24 protein-coding genes are annotated in these 20,471 nt (G+C 63.0%); 18 read left to right on the plus strand and 6 right to left on the minus strand.

The window, feature by feature from the left end; all coding sequences use genetic code 11:
• The 16 genes from ABZ677_RS26975 to ABZ677_RS27050 all read left to right on the plus strand — a co-directional run.
• The coding region (locus tag ABZ677_RS26975) for a hypothetical protein (RefSeq protein WP_358374951.1) at positions 1–406 on the plus strand (406 nt) is incomplete at its 5' end.
• A gap of 11 nt (positions 407–417) precedes the next feature.
• The gene (locus ABZ677_RS26980; RefSeq protein WP_358374954.1) at positions 418–1,248 is read left to right on the plus strand and encodes a hypothetical protein; all 831 of its coding nucleotides are present in this window, start codon (positions 418–420) and stop codon (positions 1,246–1,248) included.
• 1 nt (position 1,249) lies between these two features.
• Positions 1,250–1,621, plus strand: a complete 372-nt coding sequence (locus tag ABZ677_RS26985) for a hypothetical protein (protein WP_358374957.1) — start codon at positions 1,250–1,252, stop codon at positions 1,619–1,621.
• 321 nt (positions 1,622–1,942) lie between these two features.
• Entirely contained in the window at positions 1,943–2,305 is a 363-nt protein-coding gene (locus ABZ677_RS26990; protein WP_358374959.1) for a hypothetical protein, read from the plus strand.
• Complete coding sequence (locus ABZ677_RS26995) at positions 2,305–6,039, plus strand: phage tail tape measure protein (RefSeq protein ID WP_358374961.1); 3,735 nt, start codon at positions 2,305–2,307, stop codon at positions 6,037–6,039. Before ABZ677_RS26990 ends, ABZ677_RS26995 begins: the two co-directional genes overlap by 1 nt.
• Positions 6,040–6,059: 20 nt before the next feature.
• Positions 6,060–6,884, plus strand: coding sequence for a hypothetical protein (locus ABZ677_RS27000; RefSeq protein WP_358374963.1), 825 nt, complete (start codon positions 6,060–6,062; stop codon positions 6,882–6,884).
• Positions 6,881–8,446, plus strand: a complete 1,566-nt coding sequence (locus ABZ677_RS27005; RefSeq protein WP_358374966.1) for a hypothetical protein — start codon at positions 6,881–6,883, stop codon at positions 8,444–8,446. Before ABZ677_RS27000 ends, ABZ677_RS27005 begins: the two co-directional genes overlap by 4 nt.
• A 9-nt stretch (positions 8,447–8,455) precedes the next feature.
• Positions 8,456–9,163, plus strand: coding sequence for a peptidoglycan-binding protein (locus ABZ677_RS27010; protein ID WP_358374969.1), 708 nt, complete (start codon positions 8,456–8,458; stop codon positions 9,161–9,163).
• A complete protein-coding gene (locus tag ABZ677_RS27015; RefSeq protein WP_358374972.1) occupies positions 9,160–9,282 on the plus strand; it encodes a hypothetical protein in 123 nt (40 codons plus the stop codon). Before ABZ677_RS27010 ends, ABZ677_RS27015 begins: the two co-directional genes overlap by 4 nt.
• Before the next feature lie 32 nt (positions 9,283–9,314).
• Positions 9,315–9,773: a hypothetical protein gene (locus ABZ677_RS27020; protein WP_358374975.1), complete on the plus strand. Its 459-nt coding sequence runs from the start codon at positions 9,315–9,317 to the stop codon at positions 9,771–9,773.
• Positions 9,774–9,898: 125 nt separating this feature from the next.
• Positions 9,899–10,171 (plus strand): hypothetical protein, encoded by a 273-nt coding sequence (locus ABZ677_RS27025; protein ID WP_358374977.1) that lies wholly within the window; start codon positions 9,899–9,901, stop codon positions 10,169–10,171.
• Positions 10,168–10,554 (plus strand): hypothetical protein, encoded by a 387-nt coding sequence (locus ABZ677_RS27030; protein ID WP_358374980.1) that lies wholly within the window; start codon positions 10,168–10,170, stop codon positions 10,552–10,554. The genes ABZ677_RS27025 and ABZ677_RS27030 overlap by 4 nt, the downstream gene beginning before the upstream one ends.
• Positions 10,555–12,810 (plus strand): hypothetical protein, encoded by a 2,256-nt coding sequence (locus tag ABZ677_RS27035; RefSeq protein WP_358374982.1) that lies wholly within the window; start codon positions 10,555–10,557, stop codon positions 12,808–12,810.
• Positions 12,807–12,998 carry a hypothetical protein gene (locus ABZ677_RS27040; RefSeq protein ID WP_358374985.1) on the plus strand — a complete coding sequence of 64 codons (192 nt, stop codon included), beginning with the start codon at positions 12,807–12,809 and terminating at the stop codon, positions 12,996–12,998. The genes ABZ677_RS27035 and ABZ677_RS27040 overlap by 4 nt, the downstream gene beginning before the upstream one ends.
• Positions 12,995–13,723, plus strand: coding sequence for a hypothetical protein (locus ABZ677_RS27045; protein ID WP_358374988.1), 729 nt, complete (start codon positions 12,995–12,997; stop codon positions 13,721–13,723). Before ABZ677_RS27040 ends, ABZ677_RS27045 begins: the two co-directional genes overlap by 4 nt.
• Position 13,724: 1 nt before the next feature.
• Positions 13,725–15,158: a hypothetical protein gene (locus ABZ677_RS27050; protein ID WP_358374991.1), complete on the plus strand. Its 1,434-nt coding sequence runs from the start codon at positions 13,725–13,727 to the stop codon at positions 15,156–15,158.
• Between the two features lie 3 nt (positions 15,159–15,161).
• On the opposite strand, the gene ABZ677_RS27055 is transcribed toward ABZ677_RS27050, so the two are convergent.
• A complete protein-coding gene (locus ABZ677_RS27055) occupies positions 15,162–15,959 on the minus strand; it encodes an SGNH/GDSL hydrolase family protein (protein ID WP_358374994.1) in 798 nt (265 codons plus the stop codon).
• 228 nt (positions 15,960–16,187) lie between these two features.
• On the opposite strand from ABZ677_RS27055, the gene ABZ677_RS27060 reads away from it, so the two are divergent.
• Positions 16,188–16,502, plus strand: coding sequence for a hypothetical protein (locus ABZ677_RS27060; protein WP_358374997.1), 315 nt, complete (start codon positions 16,188–16,190; stop codon positions 16,500–16,502).
• Positions 16,503–17,026: 524 nt separating this feature from the next.
• Here ABZ677_RS27060 and ABZ677_RS27065 read toward each other — a convergent pair.
• The 5 genes from ABZ677_RS27065 to ABZ677_RS27085 form a co-directional block, all read right to left on the minus strand.
• On the minus strand, positions 17,027–18,193 hold the full coding sequence (locus ABZ677_RS27065; protein ID WP_358375000.1) for a tyrosine-type recombinase/integrase: 1,167 nt from the start codon (positions 18,191–18,193) through the stop codon (positions 17,027–17,029).
• 119 nt (positions 18,194–18,312) lie between these two features.
• Positions 18,313–18,831: a hypothetical protein gene (locus tag ABZ677_RS27070; protein ID WP_358375003.1), complete on the minus strand. Its 519-nt coding sequence runs from the start codon at positions 18,829–18,831 to the stop codon at positions 18,313–18,315.
• Complete coding sequence (locus ABZ677_RS27075) at positions 18,828–19,067, minus strand: DUF3263 domain-containing protein (protein ID WP_358375006.1); 240 nt, start codon at positions 19,065–19,067, stop codon at positions 18,828–18,830. The genes ABZ677_RS27070 and ABZ677_RS27075 overlap by 4 nt, the downstream gene beginning before the upstream one ends.
• Complete coding sequence (locus ABZ677_RS27080; RefSeq protein ID WP_358375008.1) at positions 19,064–19,492, minus strand: hypothetical protein; 429 nt, start codon at positions 19,490–19,492, stop codon at positions 19,064–19,066. The genes ABZ677_RS27075 and ABZ677_RS27080 overlap by 4 nt, the downstream gene beginning before the upstream one ends.
• A gap of 65 nt (positions 19,493–19,557) precedes the next feature.
• A complete protein-coding gene (locus ABZ677_RS27085; protein ID WP_358375011.1) occupies positions 19,558–19,986 on the minus strand; it encodes a hypothetical protein in 429 nt (142 codons plus the stop codon).
• Between the two features lie 189 nt (positions 19,987–20,175).
• On the opposite strand from ABZ677_RS27085, the gene ABZ677_RS27090 reads away from it, so the two are divergent.
• Positions 20,176–20,448 carry a hypothetical protein gene (locus tag ABZ677_RS27090; protein WP_358375014.1) on the plus strand — a complete coding sequence of 91 codons (273 nt, stop codon included), beginning with the start codon at positions 20,176–20,178 and terminating at the stop codon, positions 20,446–20,448.
• Positions 20,449–20,471 lie beyond the last annotated feature (23 nt).

Raw genomic sequence — 20,471 nt, forward strand, 5'->3', positions numbered from 1 at the left:
GAAGGATCACACGGTGGCCGCTCTACACCCGTGCACAACACGGAATCGCAGACGATCTCGGCCACCGAGTTACACCACTCTATGGGGCACTACTCCCGGCTACGCCGTCATCCTCAACATGTACGACGACGTCCGCATCGAAGACGCCTGGAACCCCGACTTCTTCGTCCAGTTCCGGTTCCGCCTCGACGTCGACAACGAAGACTCCCTCGCCGTGCATGACGTCGCAGACCGCTTTTACCAGCGTCTCGACTTCAAGCGCGCTCACCAATTGTCCCGGCTCCATCTGCCGGGTGGTGTCACCGTCCAATGGGCGGAACGCCGAATCACCACCGACGCCACGCCAGACGACGCGGGCCGGTGGACAAGGGCCGACTCCTATCGGCTGACCCTCAACCCGTCCTAGGAGGACACCCAATGGCCGTCAAGCAGCCCCCCAATCCCGCGTCACTGTCCACCGCCGCAGCCGGCAAGTACGGCGTACAGATCAACCGCCTCGACCTCGGCGGCACCCGGCAGGCCCCCGTGTGGCAGTTCATCAACGGCATCATGTCGTTCGAGCCGTCACCGCAGCCGAAGTTGGAGGACGACTCCGACATCTACGCCGACGCCTGGCAGTCGCAGGCCGTCGTCGGAAACGCCCTCAACATCGCCATCTCCGGCGTGTACAAGGGCACCAACGATCCGTCGTTCGTCCCCGATCCTGGCCTCGGCTACCTCCTCGCACGCTCCTACGAGACGGCATCCGCCAACGAGGTTCACATCAAGTGGTGGCGCTACGACGAGATCGACGAGTCGTTCGAGCATTTCTTCGCGACGGACTGCAAGAAGACCGGCGGTAAGCCGTCGGAGTTGCAGAAGTGGTCGGGCACGTTGACGGGTCGCGGGAAGCCGACGAAGGTCGAGAAGCCTGCCGATGCCGCGGTGAACGAGGTGCAGCGTCTCGCGTTCATCGGTTCGCCGACTGCGTTGACGTTCAAGCTCGCCGCACTGGGCTCCGAGACGACAGTCCTGGACTACTCGACGATCACGAACTCCACGTTGCAGACCGCCTTGCTGGCGCTCGCGCACATCGGCACCGGCAACGTCGTCGTGACCGGCACCAAGACGGAGGGCTTCTCCATCGCCTACCAGGGTGCGCGCGCGGGCGTCAACATGCCCGTCCTCGTCCCGACCGCAGTCACCGCGACCCCGTCGAACGCGGCACCGGTCGTGTCCACGCTGGTCGAAGGCCAGGCAGCCGCATAGCGTGTTCGCCGACCTCGACGAGGTACTCGACGGTGGCCTCCCCATCCGCGCGGGAGGCCACCGCTACCTCATCCCCGAACCCACCGTCGCCGAAGGTCTCGCCCTGGTGCGTGCGTTCGCTGAGAACGACGGCCGGATGGACGACACCACCGAAGCGCACCACATCGCCGCACTACTCAAGACCGTCCGCGACAAGATGTCCGACGACGGCGTAGGCCACTCCAAAACCATGCTCGCAGGCCGGTACGCGCTCCTGCACTACGCAGTCGGCCCCGGCACCGCCCGCGATTACGTCCTCAAGCATGGGGTGGTGGATGCGGGAAACCCGCTACCCCCGAAGCCGCCACGGTCTCGGGGGAAACACAAGAACTGATCGACCTGTCGGAGCCGGGAACTCTCGGTGAAGACGACCCCGGTGGCGGCCCGATCGTCTCGTGGGAACCGCCGATGCGGCGCTGGTACAACCCCGAACATATGGCTCCCCGCTACAAGGCGAAGGAACCGGACCTGTCGTGGGCGCGGATTTTGGATGCGTGGATGGTCGTCGAACTGGACTTCCACGCCATCTGGGGTGTCGACCTCGAACCCCTCTTGCATACCCGCAGCTTTCGGTGGTTCCGGCTTCGCCTTATCGCCCTACTCGGGCACCCCCAATCGAAACTCAGAACGCTACTCACGCAGGAGGTTCCCGATCATGGCTGACTTCGCGGACCTCGACGACATGAACTTCGATCTCCTCCTCCCGTGGCGTGGCCGCGAGTGGCTGGTTGTCGAGCCGACCGCGAAAGAGTCCGAACGGCTCCGCATGTTGGTGTTCACCGATGCGATGAACGGCACCGCCGAGGTCTACGAATACCGGAAACTGTTGGGGCAGACGTGGAATGACCTGATCGACGCCGGCATCGGCTGGTCGCAGCTCATGCACTTCTCTCGTGCCGCGATGATTTGGTTCACGACCACCCCCGAAGCCGCGCAACACTACTGGCATCTCGGGAAACTCGTCACACTCGTTGATCTGGACATGCTGGACACACTCGTGGAGAAGGTGTCTGCCTGATGGCCCTCGACTTGGGTGAACTGTCTGTCCGCCTGTCAGCTGAGGACCAGCTCACCAACGCGCTGAATGGTGCGCAGCAGTCGGCGCGCCGCACCGAGCAGGTCACGTCGCAGGCAGCGACGGGTATCACCGCATCCACCCAGCGGATGGCACAGGGCTACCAGCAGCTACAGCGCGAAGCCACGACGTATGCAACGGCATCGGAGCGCGCGAACTCCCGCGCCCAAACAGCTACCGAGCAGGTACGCATCGCGCAGGAACGCCTCGACGCCGCGCAGCGTGATTCGTCGACGTCTGCGGATCAGCTCGAAGCGGCGCAACGCCGCGTCGCCACAGCAACCTCACAGGCTGAACGGGAAACCCGCAACGCTGAGCAGGCCACGGATCGGATGGAGGCTGCGCATCGACGTGCCGCACGCGCCGCAGAGCAGGGCGGCCGGGACGCTGTCGACGCCCTCGAACGGACCCAACGCGAACTCCGCGCCACCGAGCAGCAGGCCGAACAGTCCGGTGACGCCGCCGGCTCGGGGTTCGCTGACCGGTTCACGTCCGGGATCGAAGGCATGGGCGGCCGCGCGGAAGGCGCAGGCGGATCAGCAGGTGGTTCGTTCATCGCGGGGTTCGCACCCCGGGTGGCGGGATTGGGCGCGAAAGGTGGACCGATCGGTGCTGCCCTCGCAGGAGTCGCAGTGTTGGGTCTCGCGGCCGGCGCGATCCTCGCGAACGCCATCGCCGACGGCATGGAACAGGAAGCCAACCAGGATCTCATCCAAGCCAAGTTGGGTATCGACGAAGAGACGGCCCGCCGTATCGGTGAAGCAGCAGGCTTGTCCTACTCGTCGGGTTGGGGTGAGTCCGTCGCAGAGAACATGGACGCCGCCCGCGCCGCCATCCAGTCCGGGATGCTCACCGGAGAAGAAGACACCGGAACGTTCAAGGCCACCATCGACCAACTGAACATCGTCTCCGAGATCATGGGCGAGGACATCCCCAATCTCACCCGATCGGCATCGCAAGCCGTGAAGACCGGGTTCGCTGTCGACGCCCCGGCTGCCCTGGACATGTTCGTCAAAGCGCAGCAGGTCGGGTTGAACACGTCCGAGGACTTCCTCGACACCATCGACGAGTACGGCATCCAGTTCAAGAAGCTCGGGTTGGACGGTCCTGAAGCGATGGGGTTGCTCTCGCAGGCCGTGAAGAATGGTGCCCGCGATACCGACACTGCTGCGGATGCGTTGAAAGAGTTCTCGATCCGCGCAGTGGATGGGTCGAAGTCGTCTTCAGAAGCGTTCCAAATCCTTGGTATGAACGCCGAGGACATGACCGCAAAAATCAGTCTCGGCGGCCAGGATGCACAGGACGGTCTCGAACAGGTCTTGGTGAAGCTCCGCGAGATGGAGCCCGGTGTCGACCGCACCACCGCCGCCGTCGGCCTGTTCGGTACCAAAGCCGAGGACATGGGCGATGCCCTGTACACGATGGACTTGTCGACTGCGGTCAAGCAGTTGGGTGACGTCGAGGGTGCTGCGGCGAACGCGGGCAATACGATGTCGTCGAACACCGCAGCATCGTTCGAGTCCGCGTCACGGTCCATCGAAACATCTGCCGATGACATCAAGTTGGCGTTGGCGCAGGCGTTCGGGCCGGCACTGACCGATGTCGCGAACTGGGTCACAACCCACAAGCCGGAGATCATCGCATTCTTCACCGGCCTCGCAGAAGCAGGCTTGAACACCGGCATCGCGATGGCATCATTCGCGGCCGACACCCTCCGCGTCCTCGCGAATCTCGCCGAAGGTACAGCGAAGACACTCGGCGGGATGGTCGGCGCGATGGGCAACCTCGTGAGTGTGTCGAGCAGTGTCGCGCGCGCGCTCGGTATGGACGGTGTCGCGGACAAGCTCGAAGGCGCATCGGACGCGATGATCGGATTCCAGGACGGTCTCGAAGGGTCTGCGGATTCGATGCGTGGGATGGCCGACAACATCGACGGCGCGATCCCGAGCCTGGAAGATTTGCGGGACGGTGTTGTCGCAGCTGGTGATCGGGCGGAGACATCGGCACGTTTGATGCAGGCCCTCGGTAGCGCGGTCGTCAATGACATCCCGGATGACAAAACGATCATCATCGACTCGAACACCCCGGAGCAGCAGGCCGCGTTGGAAGCGTTGGGGTTGAAGGTGGAACGCCTCCCTGATGGGACGTTCAAGGTCACCTCGAACACCGAGGACGGCCAGCTTGCGATCGATGCGTTCATCGGGAACAACACCGGCAAGAACATCGACATGTTCGTCGACTTGCGGCAGCGGCAGATCGGGTATTGGCAGTCGCAGGGTGTGTCGGAGCAGGATGCGCCGTCGATGCAGGGTCCGACTCCGTATCTGAATGCGGGTGGTGGTGCTCCTGCGGCACCGGGCACGTTCGATGGTGGCGGTGGTGGCTTCGCTGACGGGAAGCTCCCCCAGGAAGCACTCATCAAGTCCGCTGGCGGCAAGGGTCTGGTGCAGTGGGCTGAGGAAGGTGCAGGCCCGTGGGAAGCGTTCATTCCTGGGGCTGAGTCGAAGCGTCCCCGCGCCGTCGGCATCCTCAAGGATGTCGCTGACCGCTTCGGGTACGGGCTCGTACAGATGGCCGACGGCGGCATCGTATCCGGTCTCAGCAACCTCGCATCCGAGAACTTCCCCGCCCTGACGATGACATCCGGCTACCGCGCAGGCGACCCAGGATACCACGGTTCAGGGCAGGCCGCCGACTTCTCCAACGGCTCCGACAACACTCCCGAGCAGTTGGCATTCGCCAACTTCATGGTCGACAACTACAAGCCGAAGCTCCTCGAACTGATCTACTCGGCCCCAGGTTTCGACAAGAATGTGAAGAACGGGTCGATAGTCGACGGCAGCTTTTACGGTGCATCGACGATGGCGGGTCACCGTAACCATGTGCATGTGGCGATGTCGCAGCCGCCGGGTGAGCCGTCGTCTGATCCGGGTAGCTATGACGTCGGGGCGCAGGCTTTGACGGTCACTGATTACGGGCAGCCGGATAGCAGTTCGGCGGGCATGTCGTCAGGCAGTCGGAGTAGAACCCTGCCGACGTCGTCGGGTCCGGTGGATGTGCGGGTCATCAACTTCGCTGACATCGGTGGCGCAGCCCCGGACGGTCGTACCCCGAAGATGGTCGGGAACCTCAAAGTGTTCGCGAACGGTGGCATCGAATCCCAGAACCCCGAGATCGCAACCACAGGCGGCAACGTGCGCGTATGGGCGGAACCGCAAGCAGGACCGTGGGAAGCATACATTCCCGGCGACCCGGCGAAACGTGCACGCGCCGTTGATATTTGGCGTGAAACCGGGAAGCGACTGAATGTCACTGAGTTCGCTGACGGCGGGTTCGGTGGCTACAACGAACCGAAGTCCCGCGACTACATGCGCCCCACCAACCTGTACGAAGCCGCCTCCCTGGCAGCGGGTCTCGGTTTCACGGCCGCGTCGGGTGTCGGCGGGTTCCTGTCGATGGCCCAATCCGGGCAAGTCGATCTGTCGCAGTTGATGCCGCAGTTCGACACCGGTAGCAACGACATCCCCGGCTTGTCCGAAGCGTTCACGCAGCTCGTGGCACCGCTCGAAGAAATCCTCGCGACACTCAAGAAGGGCGGACTCGTGACTGCGGACGTGAACGTCGACACCAGCAACGGCAGTGTCGCCCTCGATCTGTTGTCGACGGGACTCGCATGATCCGACCACTCTCGTTCTCGATGACCGGGGTGGATGGCAGTGTGTGGCCGTTCGTCGGCCGCGACGACTGCACGTTGGAGACCCCGCTGCGACTCGGGAAGACACCAGCCGGACTGTCCGGGGCACCAGGCAAGCACGACGACGACCAGAACGTCGACCAACCCGGTGTCACATGGCGATCGAAAACCCTGCTGCCGAACGTCATCACCCTCAAGTCACTGCGATTCGGGCCTGTCACCCGCGGGCAGGACGCCCTCGACCGATGGCTCCAATTTTGCAACGCCTTCGGTGACGGTCGGCAGCTCGGCGAGTTCCACGCCCTCTCACTGCTGAGCGGTGAGCCACGCGACCGGTTCCAGTACTGGCGGCTCCTGTCCGAACTCCCCGACCCCGACTATATGCAGGTCATCAACACCGGCTTCGTGAATGTCGGCGATATTGCGTTGCGTTCGGATGAATCCTGGTGGCGGGAAGACCCGGTCGACGTGTCATATACCCCGACGCAGTTCGCTGGGGCGACGGTCGCGAACATGTGCGATGACGACGTGTGGGGTTACTGGGAGATCATCGGACCCATCACAAACCCGACGATTGGTCTGGCGGGGGAGTCGATCACCATTCTCGTGACGGTCCCGGCTGGTCAGTCGTGGAAGATCAACACGGACCCGAACAACTTCTCGATCCGTGATGGTGCGAACGTGGATCGTTCGTGGCTGCGGCACTATTGGCGGAAGAAGGCACCCCGCAAGACGGCTGCTATCCCGCTTGCATTGGGTGGCACCAGCACCAACAGCAACACCCGCATCCGGCTCGTGCTCCCGCAGGTCTACCGGAGTGCCCTGTGATCGGCGCACCGGGATACGCCAACCCCAACACGTTACCCGCGGGCGCACGTGACTGGCAGCTCGGGCAACGCTCCTCCAACGGCAAGACCATCGACTGGACACCGTTGGGCGGCTACCTGTCCTCGACATGCGAGTTCGACTGGTATCAACATGCGAACTTCTCCATCGACCTCAAGCCGGATCATCGCCTGTTGCCGTACATCAAGACGCGGAATGGTCGGCCGAAGCGGGCACTGTTCCTGCGAACGGAAGAGAACGGCATCAGCCAGACGTACCGGTTGATGAAGCGTCAGCACAAAGGTGTCCCCGGCCGTGAGGTCGTGACCTTGTCGGGGTTCGATCACCGCTTCTACCTGCAACGCGGCCTCGACTGGGTCAACAACCTGTTCCCACCCGAGTTCCAGATCGCACTCACCGGTAAGCAGCACATCACCATCGGTGAACCCGACGTCGCGTTGAAGCTCATCGGCGCGGGCGTGTGGACCCGGTTGAACAAGCCGATCTACGCGGCCCTTCCCCTGCACCAGGTGACAACCGATCTACCCGACCTCGATGACATCGACACCCTCGATGACCTGATCGGGATCGCGGACGGTTGGCTCGCGAACATTGCGATGATCTCGACACGCTTCACCCGCCTCGATGAGGCATTCGCCAACACCCGCAACCGTCTGGACTTCGGCTACAAGATGGACGTGTGGGACGGCACCGGGACACCACCCACCGTCTTCAACACATCCAGCCTGTCGCAGCTACAGAGCGTCATCGACGCCACGTCCGACAACTTCCTGAACTTCCTGAACCCCAACAACTACCTCGGCCTCCTCGACCCAGGCTCGTGGAACAAGATGCCCCGCGCCGGCTACGTCTTCGACACGGTTGCCAAACGCGACATGCGGCATCAGCAGTGGCGCACCGACGGCGGCCAGATACGACACATGGACCTCGTTGTCGATGAGCCTGACGGTGACCGGGTCGTGGTCGGCGGCAAGGCACCCGAGATCCTGAACCAGGTCATCGAGTGGGGCGCTAACTTCGCGATCCAACTGTTGCTGAACGCAATTGCGCCTGGTCTCGGGCTGGGTTTCGTTGTCGGGGATCTGTTCGACAACATCTTCTTCGCGTACCAGCAGTTCTACGACGACGACCTAGCCGATGAGGTTGGTCAGGATGATTCGTGGGGCGAGTTGTGGGGCGATAACACCAACGCCTACAGCTTGGATTCGTACAGCGTGGGGCAGGAGGCGTTGGAGAAGCACCGCGGCGGCGAAACCCTGGAACTGCAAGTCGACTCCGGCAACCCGACGGGCTACCAGTTCGGGGCCGATGACGGTTCGGGTCGTCGTTACAACGTCGGGGATGTGCACACGTTCTACGACCAGGGGACGACGACGGAACAGTATGTCTCCCACGTCGTCTGCTCCGACGACCTGAGCAGTGGGCGTCGTACGCAGTCGCCGTCGTTCGGGAAGAACCCACTCAAGAAGGTCGGTGTCACCGGTCTGATCTCGAATCTTCAAGGGCTTGCAGCGTATTCACGCGGCAACTCCAACAGCGTCTAGGAGGCAACCATGTCATTCCGCACTGCCTACGGTCACGCGCACTCGGAGAACGGGTGGCGGATGTGCAACCGCGACGAATGTGTCACGGTCCCCGGCCCCTACATGAACACCGCACCACTACGGCGGGGTGCACCCGAGGTGATCCTCGGTGCGTGGGCGCGCTGGTACCACCAGAACGTCAAGGCCATCACGTCACCGGTGTGGGGCTGGTCGAACACCAACGACGTCGCCAACTCGAACCACCTGTCCGGTACCGCATTGGATATCGACGCTCCGTCGCTGCCGTGGGGGCGTCGGGTGATGCCGCGTGATCGGATCGCGAAGGTACGCCACGGACTCACCCTGTTCCCGGAAGTGTTCTGGGGTGCGGACTGGGGCCGCGCGGATGAGATGCACTTCCAGATGCGCTACCGCGAGGGTGATCCTCGCAACGACGCAGGTGTCCGACGCATCCTCGGTGGTGCGCCTGCCCCCGCGCCTACGCCCGCCCCGGCTCCGGCGTCGGGGCGTCCGATGATTCGCCTCGGCTCTACAGGGTCCGCGGTCAGTGATTTGCAGGCTCGGTTGAACCGCGACTACCCCGCGTATTCGCGGCTGGTCGTCGATGGTGACTTCGGTCCCGCGACCGACCGGGTTGTTCGCGAGTTCCAGCGCCGCGCTGGCCTCGGTGTCGACGGCATTGTCGGCCCTGCGACGTGGGGGAGGTTGGGGCTGTGAACTACCGCTGGCCGTTCCTCGCCGCCGCGGTGATCGTCTCCACCGGTGCGGCATTCATTGCCTACGTCCTGGCCGTCGACATCCAGTCTGACGCCGACCTCTACGACGAAAAGAGCTGACCGTGGCTTCCTCCAACAACATCGTGGACATGGTGTCCCGCGTCGTCATCGAACACTTTGAAGGCGCGGTGAAGCAGCTCAACGCCGAGGCCGCTGCGATCCGGGAACGTGCTGACACCGCGATCGCGGAGACCGTGGCGCGGATCGAGGCGGAGGGGCGCGAGCGAGTCGACAGCGTCATCGGGAACCTGCCATCGGCGCCGATTTTCGGTGAACCCCTCGAAGGCGAACTGGTCGACTTCGATCCGATCGGGTGGTTCAAGCGGCAGGCGCGGTCTCGGGCGTGGCGGACTCTGTTGCAGGGGCTGCTTGCGGTGGCGGTGATGGCTGGCGGGAACGTCGTCATTCAGGCGGTGCAGCAAGGTTCGCTGAACGTGTTCTCGTGGGATGACTGGAAGGTCGTCGCCACCCTCGCAGGTTCCGCCACCCTCGCCGCTGTCTTCTCGTATTTGCAGAACGCTCTCGGCATCAAGCCCCCGAAAGCCGACTGATGCTGGGTGCGCGGCTGACTGCCGCGACGTCGGGGATCATGCAGACCACTATCGGTTTGCTGTACCTGCCGTCGATGCCCGAGGAACTCATTCGTCGGCCACTGCAACCCGGACAGGTTTCCGGGGTGGTCTACATCGAGCATCTCGGCCCGCCCATCTGGTCGACAATGTTCCTGCTGACAGGACTGTTCCTGGTATTCGCGGCACTCCGTAGCGTCAGATTCATTCCAGCGCATGTGCTTTCGGCGGGAGTGTGGGCGATTTACGGCGGGGTCATCTTGATCTCGGCGGTGCTCACCGAGCCTCCTGTGCCAGTCGTTGCGGGCACTATCGCGATGTTTCTGTCGCTGATCCATCTCGCGGTAGCCCGCGGCTGTGCAGAACGGGGGATTCGGTGATCGACGCGAATCAGATTGCAGCTCTCGGCGGTATTGTGACCGGTACTGGCGCAATCATTGTCGGCTTTTTCGCTACTCGGTCGAGCGTCAAGATGGACGACCTCGCGACGGTGACGAAGCAGCGGGATGAGGAGATCGCCGCGCGTGCGGAGGAGGCGAAGGCGCGTGCGAAGGATCGGGTCGAGTTGCAGACGGCGCACGATGAGGAGATCGCCCGGAAGGATCGGCGCATTCGAGAGTTGACGGTCCAGGTCGATGAGCAGTATGAGGCGTTGGCGTTGCGGGAGAAGGTGGAGTTCGCTTTGCGTGCGTACATCACTCGTTTGTTGCGTGTGTTTGCTGAGCGTGATGAGACGCCGCCGCAGCGCCCGGTGGAGTTGTAGATGGAGCGGTTGCCTCGGCGGACGCCGTCCGGTGATCTGAACCTGCTGGGGATGGTCTTCGATGCGCTGGCGACGATGGTTGAGGACATTCCGATCATCGGGGACATTGTCGGGTTCGTAGCGTCCCTGTTCGGGAACTCGTCGGCGTCGAATGCACGTATCGCTCGGTTGGAAACGATCGTGTCCAAGGGGTCGTCGGGGTATGACGACTTCAACCGCGCCGACACAGGTAGTGCTTTGGGTCGTGGTCCGCAGATGACGGCGGATTGGGTGCAGGGCGGCAACGGTGAGCAGCTGCGGATCTCCGGTCGCGCGGCACGATTGGTGGAAGGCTCACTCGCCCCCGCACAGGGCCGACGCTGGGCCCGCTACCCGACCCCCGCATCGTCCTCCACGATGACCGCAGACACCATCTGCGACGACAAGAACATCGACACGTCGGCGTGCACGACGTTGATTGTGTGTGCGAATGAGGCGTTCACCGAGGGCATTTACGCGAATGTGTTCGGGACGGGTGTGTACTTGGGGAAGTTCACCCGCTCCGGAACATCGTGGTCATTCAACGATTTCTCGGGTGGCTCGAATGCGGTGTACAAGATCGGTACGGCGGAACGTATCGAACTCCGTGCATCCGGCTCCGGCTTGTACCAGTTGGTGGTGGAGAACTCCGTCGTCGCGTCGGCGGAAGACACGTCGTTCCCGATTGATGCGGCGCATCGGTATTGCGGGTTCGCGATCCAGATGGTGATTCCGTTCCCGTTCAACTACCAGTACGGGTGGGGGCTATCAGCGTTCTCGATGAAGTCGGAGGCGGGAACCTTCACGGCGATCGAGGCTGTGGAGACGGTCGCGAACGGCGCGGCGACCGTCGCGAACGGCGCACAGACCGCGGCTGAGAACGCCGTTGGCACTGCCGTTACGGAAGCGACCGCAGCAGCGGAATCGGCGGCGTTGACGATCATCACCCCGGTGCAGAACGCGGTCAATCTCATTCAGTCGACGGCTCCGACCAAGCCGTACTACGTGACGATGAACAAGACGCAAGACGTGACGTTCCCCCGAACCGAACTCGACGGTGCCTTGAAGCGTGGGGCGACGTCTACCGCCGCTATCTCCCCCTTCGTCGGCCGAGTCACCATCAGTACCGGAGACAGTGACGGAGGAAAAGACTGGTACACCACCTTCACACCGGCCTATTTACCTCCCGCTGACACGGTCGAAGCGGTATTCATCCCAGCTGAATACCCTGGACCGCGGGGCACGATCACGTTCATCGCGGAGGCTGTGACGAGCCCGTGTCCGTTGCAGGTGGTGGTCGGTCGGATGCGATCAGATGGCAAGCCCGTCATCGAGTGGGTGAGTCCGAATCAGACCGGCATCATGTCGAATGGTCGGATCGAGTACACCGTCACCATGCCGGACGATCTTCTGTTCGCTGACGGCGAGAATATGTGGGCGGGCATCCATCAGTACGGTTCCGGCACTGTCCGGGCGTTGTTCGGTAAAGAGTACGCCGACATTCCACGTAGCGGCGATCAGTATCCACCTCAGGCCAAGCACTCAATCGCATCGTCTTCGAGCCTGTCCGGCTCGGTGGGCTCGGTGATCGAAACGTCGAGTCTGTCGTTCACTTCACGTTTCCTCCCGTGGATCGGTGTGGGACAACGGTTCACGACCGTCGTCGTGCCGCGCCAGTTCAGTGACCCGTTCTCGGATGCGATGTCGTCGAGGTGGTCGCAGAAGTCGACGCAGCCTGCTGCGATCTCTGGTGGCTACTTCACCGTCTCGGGACTCAACGACGGTGTTCGTCGGTATCTGTGGTCGCAGCCGCTCTCATCGGACGATCAGTCGGTCGAAGGTGTCATCGGTACTGGGGTGAGCGCCAAGTACCAGAGGTTGATTCTTCGCTCAAATCCGAGCAATACCCAGTATGTTGCGCTGACCATCAGCTCAGGCGGCGTAACCCTCGATCTCGTGTCTTCGGAGTCGTACACCGGTCTGGCGACCAATGCGCATTCGGTGGCCACCGGTACTACGTATCGAGTCAGTGCCATCGACAACCTGTTCCAAGTCGAGATGAAAACGTCAGGGTCATCGACATGGACGGTCCTGTTCACCTATCTCGATTCCGGCAATGCGATACCGCGCGGTGAGGGTTACCGGTACGTCGGTATTGGTGTCGAACGTCAACCATTCGCTGTGAACTCGGGCAACTGGGATTCGTGGCGTGCAGCAGATGTGGAGAGCGCACCATGACCGAATTCGAGTCAGGCGGCAGAACATTCAACGCCGAATTGTCGGGGGACATGTTGATTGTCTACGACGACGTGGGGGGGGAGCGGGGTTCCGTGTTCGTGGGGACACTCCCGATACCCGAAGTCGATCGTGTTTTTGTTCCGCAAGACGAGTCCGATTCCGTCGAAAGCTCTCAGGAGGCGTTGTGAAGTCGATTGTGACTGCGTTGGTTGATCCGTCTGGGGCGGCGGATTACGGCCCGGACGCGTATGTGGAGATTTGGTCGCAGCTTCCGGTTGGGGCGGGTGGGACGATCGCGACGGATAAGCCGTTGCGGGTGTCGGTCACCGCGGCTGGGTTGTCGACGCCGCCGATTCGGGCAGGGAACTACCTGATCCGCATGAAACTCGCGGCATCCCGTACCGCCCTCGGGCCGTACCCCTTCACCATGCCCGACGGCGACGGCACCACCGAACTCTGGCCGCTGATCGCAGCCGGAGTCAACATCCCCGGCGACACCCCCATCCAGAAAATCCAAGAGGCATTGGCCGCGTATCTAGTCGCGAACCCCATTGACGGGAACGGCCTCGACCAAACCGCCGTCGACACCCGTGTGCAAACGGTTGGTGACACGCGTTATGCACCCATCGACGAGACGGTTCTCGGGTGGGCGCAGGCCGGTTCGTACAACCTCATTACCGCCACACGGAACGCGGGCGGGGGCCTGACCGGTGGCACTCTCAGGTGGCCGGACGGCGCAACCGGCGTCATCACCACGACCCTATCGACTGCTGACGCGAGCCTGAACGCGATCAACGCGTACGCCCTCACTCACGTCCTCGCAGGCGTGACCACGACCTACACACAGCCGACGATGACTCGGGACGCAACGACTGGCGCTGTCACTGCACAGCCCGCATTGGTGGTGAGCTGACATGGGTATTCCCCTCGACCCCCCAGGCCTGAGTCCCGCAGCAGCGGCGAAACTCTACCCGCCCCGGCAGTACGCCTGGTCCGACACTCCGCCAGCCCTGTTCGCACTAGACAAGGCAATCGCCAATCGTGCGACGAAAAAGTGCACCATCGTCGGTGTCGGCGACTCTCTGTTCGAGGGAATGTCGGCCTCGGTCTACGGCAAGATCCTGCTGATGCAGTTGCAGGACCAGTTGCGAGGCAGGTTCCCGACCGTCGGCCAGGGCACGTCCACGCTGTCCGGTGGGCTCGGCTATATCCCCGCAGCGTGGCCCATTGAGACCAGCACCATCGCACCGCAGGAAATGATCCCGACCTACTCGGGCACTGTCACGAAGGCCACCAGTGGAACGGCCGCGTGGGGTCTGGGACGCAAATACTTGCAGCTCGGTGTCAACGGCTCGGTCACGTTCAAGAGCGTCGTCTGCACCGGGTTCGACATCGAACACCTCGGCGTGGTCACGACCGGCGCGAGCTACACGTACTCGATCGACGGTGGCACGCCCGTCGCAGTGTCGACGTCCACCGTGCGAGCCACCTTGACCGCAGCGACCGCGATCGGTGACACCACGATCTCCGTCTCCTCGGTGCCGGCCGATTGGCGTGTCGGCACGATGGTGATCATCGAGACCGGCGGCAACAACGAGCAGGTCAACATCGCCGCGATCGCAGGCACCACGATCACGCTGGCAGTAGCGCTCACCAAGACGCACGCCTCCGCGCAGCCCGTGGCCGCGCACAACAACGGCGGCTACCTCACGCAAGTCCGGGGCCTCGCTGCCGGTTCGCACATCGTCGCGATCACCACGACGACGGGCGCATTCATCCCCGGTATCCGCTACTACCTCAACGACGAGAACTCGGGCATCCACGTCCTCAACGCGGGACACTCGGGTATCCGCGCCGACCAGTACCTCTCGCTCGGCGCGGCCGACAAGTGGGTGCAGTCCGTCTCGGCTGCCACCCCCGCCGCGATCGTCTGCGATCTCATCATCAACGACTCAGACGTCCAGAATCCGACGACATACATCGCGAATCTGACAGCGTTGAAGTCGCTGATCGACACCGACATCGCACGCAAGGGTGGCGATCGGCCATCCTGGATTCAGGTCGTTCCGTACGAGGTGTTCGACTCGGACGACCGGTTCCAGTCTTTCAAGTGGACGGCCTATGTCGACGCCCTGTACGCATGGGCCAAGGCGGATACGTCCGGCCCCGGTGGCACCTCGGGCATCCATGTCGTGGATCTCGGCCGCAGGATGCCGCGTTCCGACGTGAACACGGGGGCATACGGTGGCAGCGGGTTCTATCTAGTGACGGACAAGATTCACCCGCTCGACGATGGATGTAGGGAAGCGGCTCAGCAGATCACTTCGGCACTTCCCATCGCTCAGTAGCAGTTACTGGTCGCCGCTCGGCGCGAGTTCGTAACGGGCGGTGACCAGCTGCTGTATGCGTCTCATTCCATCGTCGTTCGGGTGGAAGTTGTCTCCGGGGCCGTCCCATGCGACTCGCCCTTCTGGCCCTCGGAGAGCGTTGTTCTGGTACAGCCCCGTGAGTTCGACGAACTTCCCTCCGTTGTCGTAGCAGGCCTGCTTGATCACCGCGTCGATCGGAACTGCGGGGGTAGCGGCCAGCCAGCCGCCGAGGCAGATGAGCGCGGCGTCGGGTGATGTCGCCCGGACTCGCGTGACGAGGTCTGTGTACTGCTGTCTCAGGAGCGCGACGTCAGTGGGTGGCTCGTCTGCCGTGTTGCCGTTGTCATTGGTGCCGAGTTCGAGGACGACGAGGTCCTGCGGGCGGGAGAAGTCCGTGCGGGCCATCTGCTCGGCCGTGTTCGCGCCGCTGACTGCCGAGATGGATGCCTCCACTGGCGTTGTCCGTTCGAGTTGTCGGATGAGCGTCGGTGCCCAGCCGTTCTCTGGGACGGTGGCTCCGACGCCGACTGTGATGGAATCGCCGACGATCATGGCGGACAGGGGCCTATTGGTGGGCACATTCACTTTGACGGGCTTCGCCGTCTCTGCGACGAGTTCCGGTTGCTCGACGGGAGCAAGGCCACTGACATCTACGTGGCCACGTTGGCGGTCGTAGGCCAGCCCGCCACCGACCGCGACTACCGTGACGACCGCGAGACCTACCCCGATGAGTGTTTGGGCCTTCCGGCTGAGTTCCCGTCGCCCACTGTTCCAAGCCATGCGCGACATCATGCCGTACCGCCCAGTCTGGCCGCGATCCGAACGGGTGCATAACGCGAGAAAAGGTCCCTCGAAGCCCCTGTGACCCCCAGAGGTCCAGGGGCTTTCTCATGCCCGCAACTCGGGCTCACAGATCCCCAACCAGAACGGGGGTGACCGCCAATGTTGCGGCTCACAATCGCTGCCCTACTCGGGGCGGCAACCATCTACTACCTCAGGAGAATCATCATGGCTACACGTGACGAACTGCTCACCGAAATCACCGGCATCAAGGATCAGGTCGTGAAGTCCCGCGGCGAGTTCGTCGCGAAGATCACCGGCTTGGAGGAGAAGCTGGCGGCAGCTCAGCCGATCACCCTCGAAGACCTCGCGGAGTTGAAGAGCGAGGTTCAGGTGTCGGACGACGTCAACCCGGACCCGGTTATCGAACCGGCACCCGTCGAGACCCCGGAGGTTCCCGCGGAGCCGGTCGTCGAAGCACCCGTCGAGGTCGAGACCCCGGCAGTCGACGAGACTCCCGCCGAGGACACCACCACCGCCTAGACTGGACACCGCTGGACGATCCACTCGCATGGGTGGGGTAGCTCAGCCGTCGAACAATCTCGACGAATCGGCCCCGTCTCCCAATCGAGGGAGGCGGGGCCTTTTCTCGTTGCAATCCTGTTGACGCGGTCAACACGCCGAAACGAATCCGCAGGTCAGAAAATCACGTCAACGACCACTATTCGGAACGTTTAAGCAGGTCAGCACCGGTATAGGCTGGGAATGAGAGGGGTTCGAGTCCCCTTAGCTCCACCGAGAATCCGTTGCCCTAGTCCATCGAACGGGCGTGCGATTCTGGCGTATCGCAATCCGACGTTTATCCGACGAAATAACCAAAACAGTTCCCAATGGTTCCATACAAGCAAGACATACAGACCGCCAAAAAACCGCAGCTCAAAGCCCAGAACCCTCAATGCCGAGAACACCCCGTCGAACCCCGACGGAGAAGCCCTGGCAATGCAGCAGAGGACCCGGGTTCGATTCCCGGCAGCTCCACAAAGGCCAGGTCAGCAAGCCCACACAGGCTAGCTGGCCTGGTCTTCTTTTTCGTCCACCCGACACTTATCCGACGCTTTCGCAATCGCACCATCGAGCGTCGTCGCCACGATCTCATGCGTCCGACCCCGACCCATGTACACATCCTGGGTCATCGACACCTGCGCGTGCCCGAGCTGATCGGCAGCCACACGAGCCGTCAACCCCTCGTCGTCGAGAATTGTCGCGACTGTCTTCCGGAACGTGTGCGATGTCACCCAGTCGAGGCCGAGAGCGGCCCGCACTTGCCGCCACTGCCGCGCCACCGTATCCGGATCACGGAGCGTTCCGGTGGAGGACTCGAACAGCATCGGCCCATGCGGATGCGCGGCCCGCTCGGTGAGCATGTCGACAGCGAATGTCGGCAACGGTAACTCACGTTCCCCGGCTTCGGACTTCGGGAACCCCTGCCACACCAGCCCGACACCCACCAGGCGGACCACCTTCCCCGCGACACGAACCCGGCGGCGTTCGACGTCGACGTCCTCCGCCCACCGCAGGCCCATCAGTTCCCCGATGCGGACACCGGTGGCCGCGAACATCGTGACGACGTCCGCGAGGTCCGCATGCTCACAGAACTCTGCGACCGTCGGGACACGTTGATGCGTCGTCGTCCGCAACCCCTTGCGGACTTGGTACGGCGACAGGATCACGGGGCACGGCACATCCGACTCACGAACCGCCGTCAACACGTCCGCCAACACTGACGCGTCCATCGACTTCGGGCGTTTGCGCCGCTTCGACGCCTTCAACTCGATCTCACGGACCGGGTTGACCGTGCACGCCCCGAACCGAACGGCGAGCTTGAACATGCCAGTGAGGATCGTCCGGGCGATCTTCGCGGTTCCGACACCGGAGCGAGCGACGACTTCGGCGATGAACGCATCGAGCCGCTGCGTCGTGGCTTCCCGGATTTGCAGGCTGCCGAGGGCCGCGACAATCCGTTTCCCGATCGGATCGTAGGACTCGAACGTCAACGGTGCCCGGTCCTTCTCGACGAGCTGCTGCCGGTACGCGGACCAAAGGACGGCGACCTTGGATGTGGCGGTGATGGTGTCGGATGTGGTGACGGTGCGTTCAGTGAGCGCTTCAACCAAGGCGCGTTCGGCGGCTGCCCCTGTCCGGTCTGTGATGCCGGTGGGGGTGTACCGCATCATGGCGCGGGTGACTCCGTCGGCGTCGCGAACTCGGCAGGTTGCTTGCCATCGTCCGTCGGGTAGTTGGCGTCGGGTGATTTTGCCGTGCGTCCCAATCGGGAGCGGTGGTCTCGGCATCGTTATCTGCCACGGGCCATCACGGACACGCACTCCTGGACCTGCTCCCCGGTCTCGTCGCCCGCGCTGACACCGTCGAACATGCCGCGCGCGAACTCGAACTGGGGTGTCACTTCCCGCGAGTTGCCGGACAAGTTGAAGACGCCGACGCCGGGGGAGAGCCACACAGCCGCGGACACGGATCGAGTGCCGTCGGCGCGGAAGACGTTGGCAGAGACGTATTCGTAGTCGATGCCGTTGACGTCGGTGGTGACCGCGGCGACGTCTTGAAGGGTGCGGCCTTCGGTGAGCGCGGCTTCAATGGCTGCAACGACGCTGGCGTCGGGTTGCTGGCAGCCTGCCGCGACTGGGTCACCGGGGGTGGCCTGTGCCGGAGGGATCGTCGTCGGAGCTGTAGTGGTCGAGGTGATCGGCGCGGCCCGCACAGATTCTTCCGTTGTCGGTGCCGGTTCGCTGCCGTTGTCCGAGCTGCACCCCGCAAGCAATCCCACGGCCGCCACTCCCATAATCCATTTCTTCATTGCGTTCCCTTTCGTTGTGTGCGCCCTTGTCGGCGCGAGTCTCTGATTCTGCGTAACCGCTTCACGAGGACCGGGTCGGCTGCGTGCGCATCCCGATCCTCTAAGAGGCGGGTGAGGATCTGGTAGTAGCGGACGGCCGTGATGTCGAACGTGTCGCGGATCGCCTGCTCTTTCTCCCCGGCCGCGTTCCACCATCGCTTCTCGAACGCGAGGATCGCTGCGTCTTGTTCGGTCATCCGCGGCGCTCCAACTCGACGTCGATGTAACGGCGCTCATCTCGGGTGAGGGTGCGGATACGAACCAACAGGGTGTGCATGTCGGTCCACAGTTCCCACGCGGCCTCAGCGTCCGCCAGCCCACGCGTCCACACCAACGCTTCCACCAACTCATCGAGCGGGATCAGCCGGCGGGCGGCGATCTCGTCGACGATCCGTTCCTCTTTCGCCTCGAGGTATGGGTCGGTGGATACCCCGCCGCGTTCCTGGTGGATCAGTTCGTGGGTGAGGGTGGCGCGGCGTTGTGCTTGCGACAGGGTTCGGCAGAGTCGGATGACGCGTCCGTCTGTCTGTCCGGTGATGCCGTCGGGGAGTTGGCGGGTGCAGTCGATCTCCGTCTCGGCGTGCTGTTCGCGGGCGCTGCGCCACGGATGGAATCGAGTCATGTCTGGGACCGTATGGTCTGGTACCGACAGAAACCGGGCGTGACCTCGAACAACATGCATGTCATTCATTGGCCGGGGGTACTGTCACCAGCCTCTTTTGCCCGTTTCGATGCCGCGATCTTGTCTGGGACGGCGGCAAGCCTGCGGCCTTTACTCGCCGGAGTCTGGGCCTCGGCCTTGACGAAGGACCGGATGAGTTCGTCGACGGCTTTCCGTTGGCGGTCGTTCATCATGTTCGCCTCAAGGGGCGGACTCCACGGTGATGTCTCTCCGGCCGGCACTTCGGCGAGTTCGCGTAGTCGTGTGACGGGCAGGTTGAGGACGTCTGCGAGGGCGACCAACACTTTGTCGTTGGTGCCGCGGTGGCTGCCGTTGAAGTAGGGGATGACGGTCGATTCGCCGACGTCGTGTCCGCGTTTGCCGCACTCCCGTCCGATCCATCGGATGGTGTGCTCGCCCTTGTGGGCTTGCAGGTATTCGGATAGGTGGCTCACGGATCAGAGACTCCACGACGTCGGCGTTGTTCGAATACTCCCAGGGTAACCGGTGCGGTTACAAAGAACAGAGCTGTAATTATTCGTCACCCTGCAAGTTGGCACTCAATTGGGGTTGCGGAAGTAACCAGTTACGGTTACGCTGACTGGCAGCTCGGCAATCAACAATCACCCCGAAAGGAGGTCCAGATGGCAATTGGCTACAAGCTCAAGAGTCGCGACGAGCTGAATGATTGGATGCTCGACCGCGGGGAAACGAACTCATCCCTCGCGATGCAGGTCCACATCAAGACCCGCCAAAAGTGCAGCGTTGCCCTGATCGCGCACTTGCGACGTGGTGCCCGCACCTACTGCACTCCCGAGCGCGCTCGTGCGATCGAGGATGTTTTGACGGTTCGGCGCGGTGATCTTTTTTTGCGCGAAGTGATTGACGGCTCGCAAGCTGTCGGACGGTCGGCGTAGAAACACGAAAAGGCCCGCCGAGT

Origin of the sequence: Rhodococcus sp. NPDC006774 (assembly GCF_040636045.1) — a bacterium.
Lineage (GTDB): Bacteria > Actinomycetota > Actinomycetes > Mycobacteriales > Mycobacteriaceae > Rhodococcoides.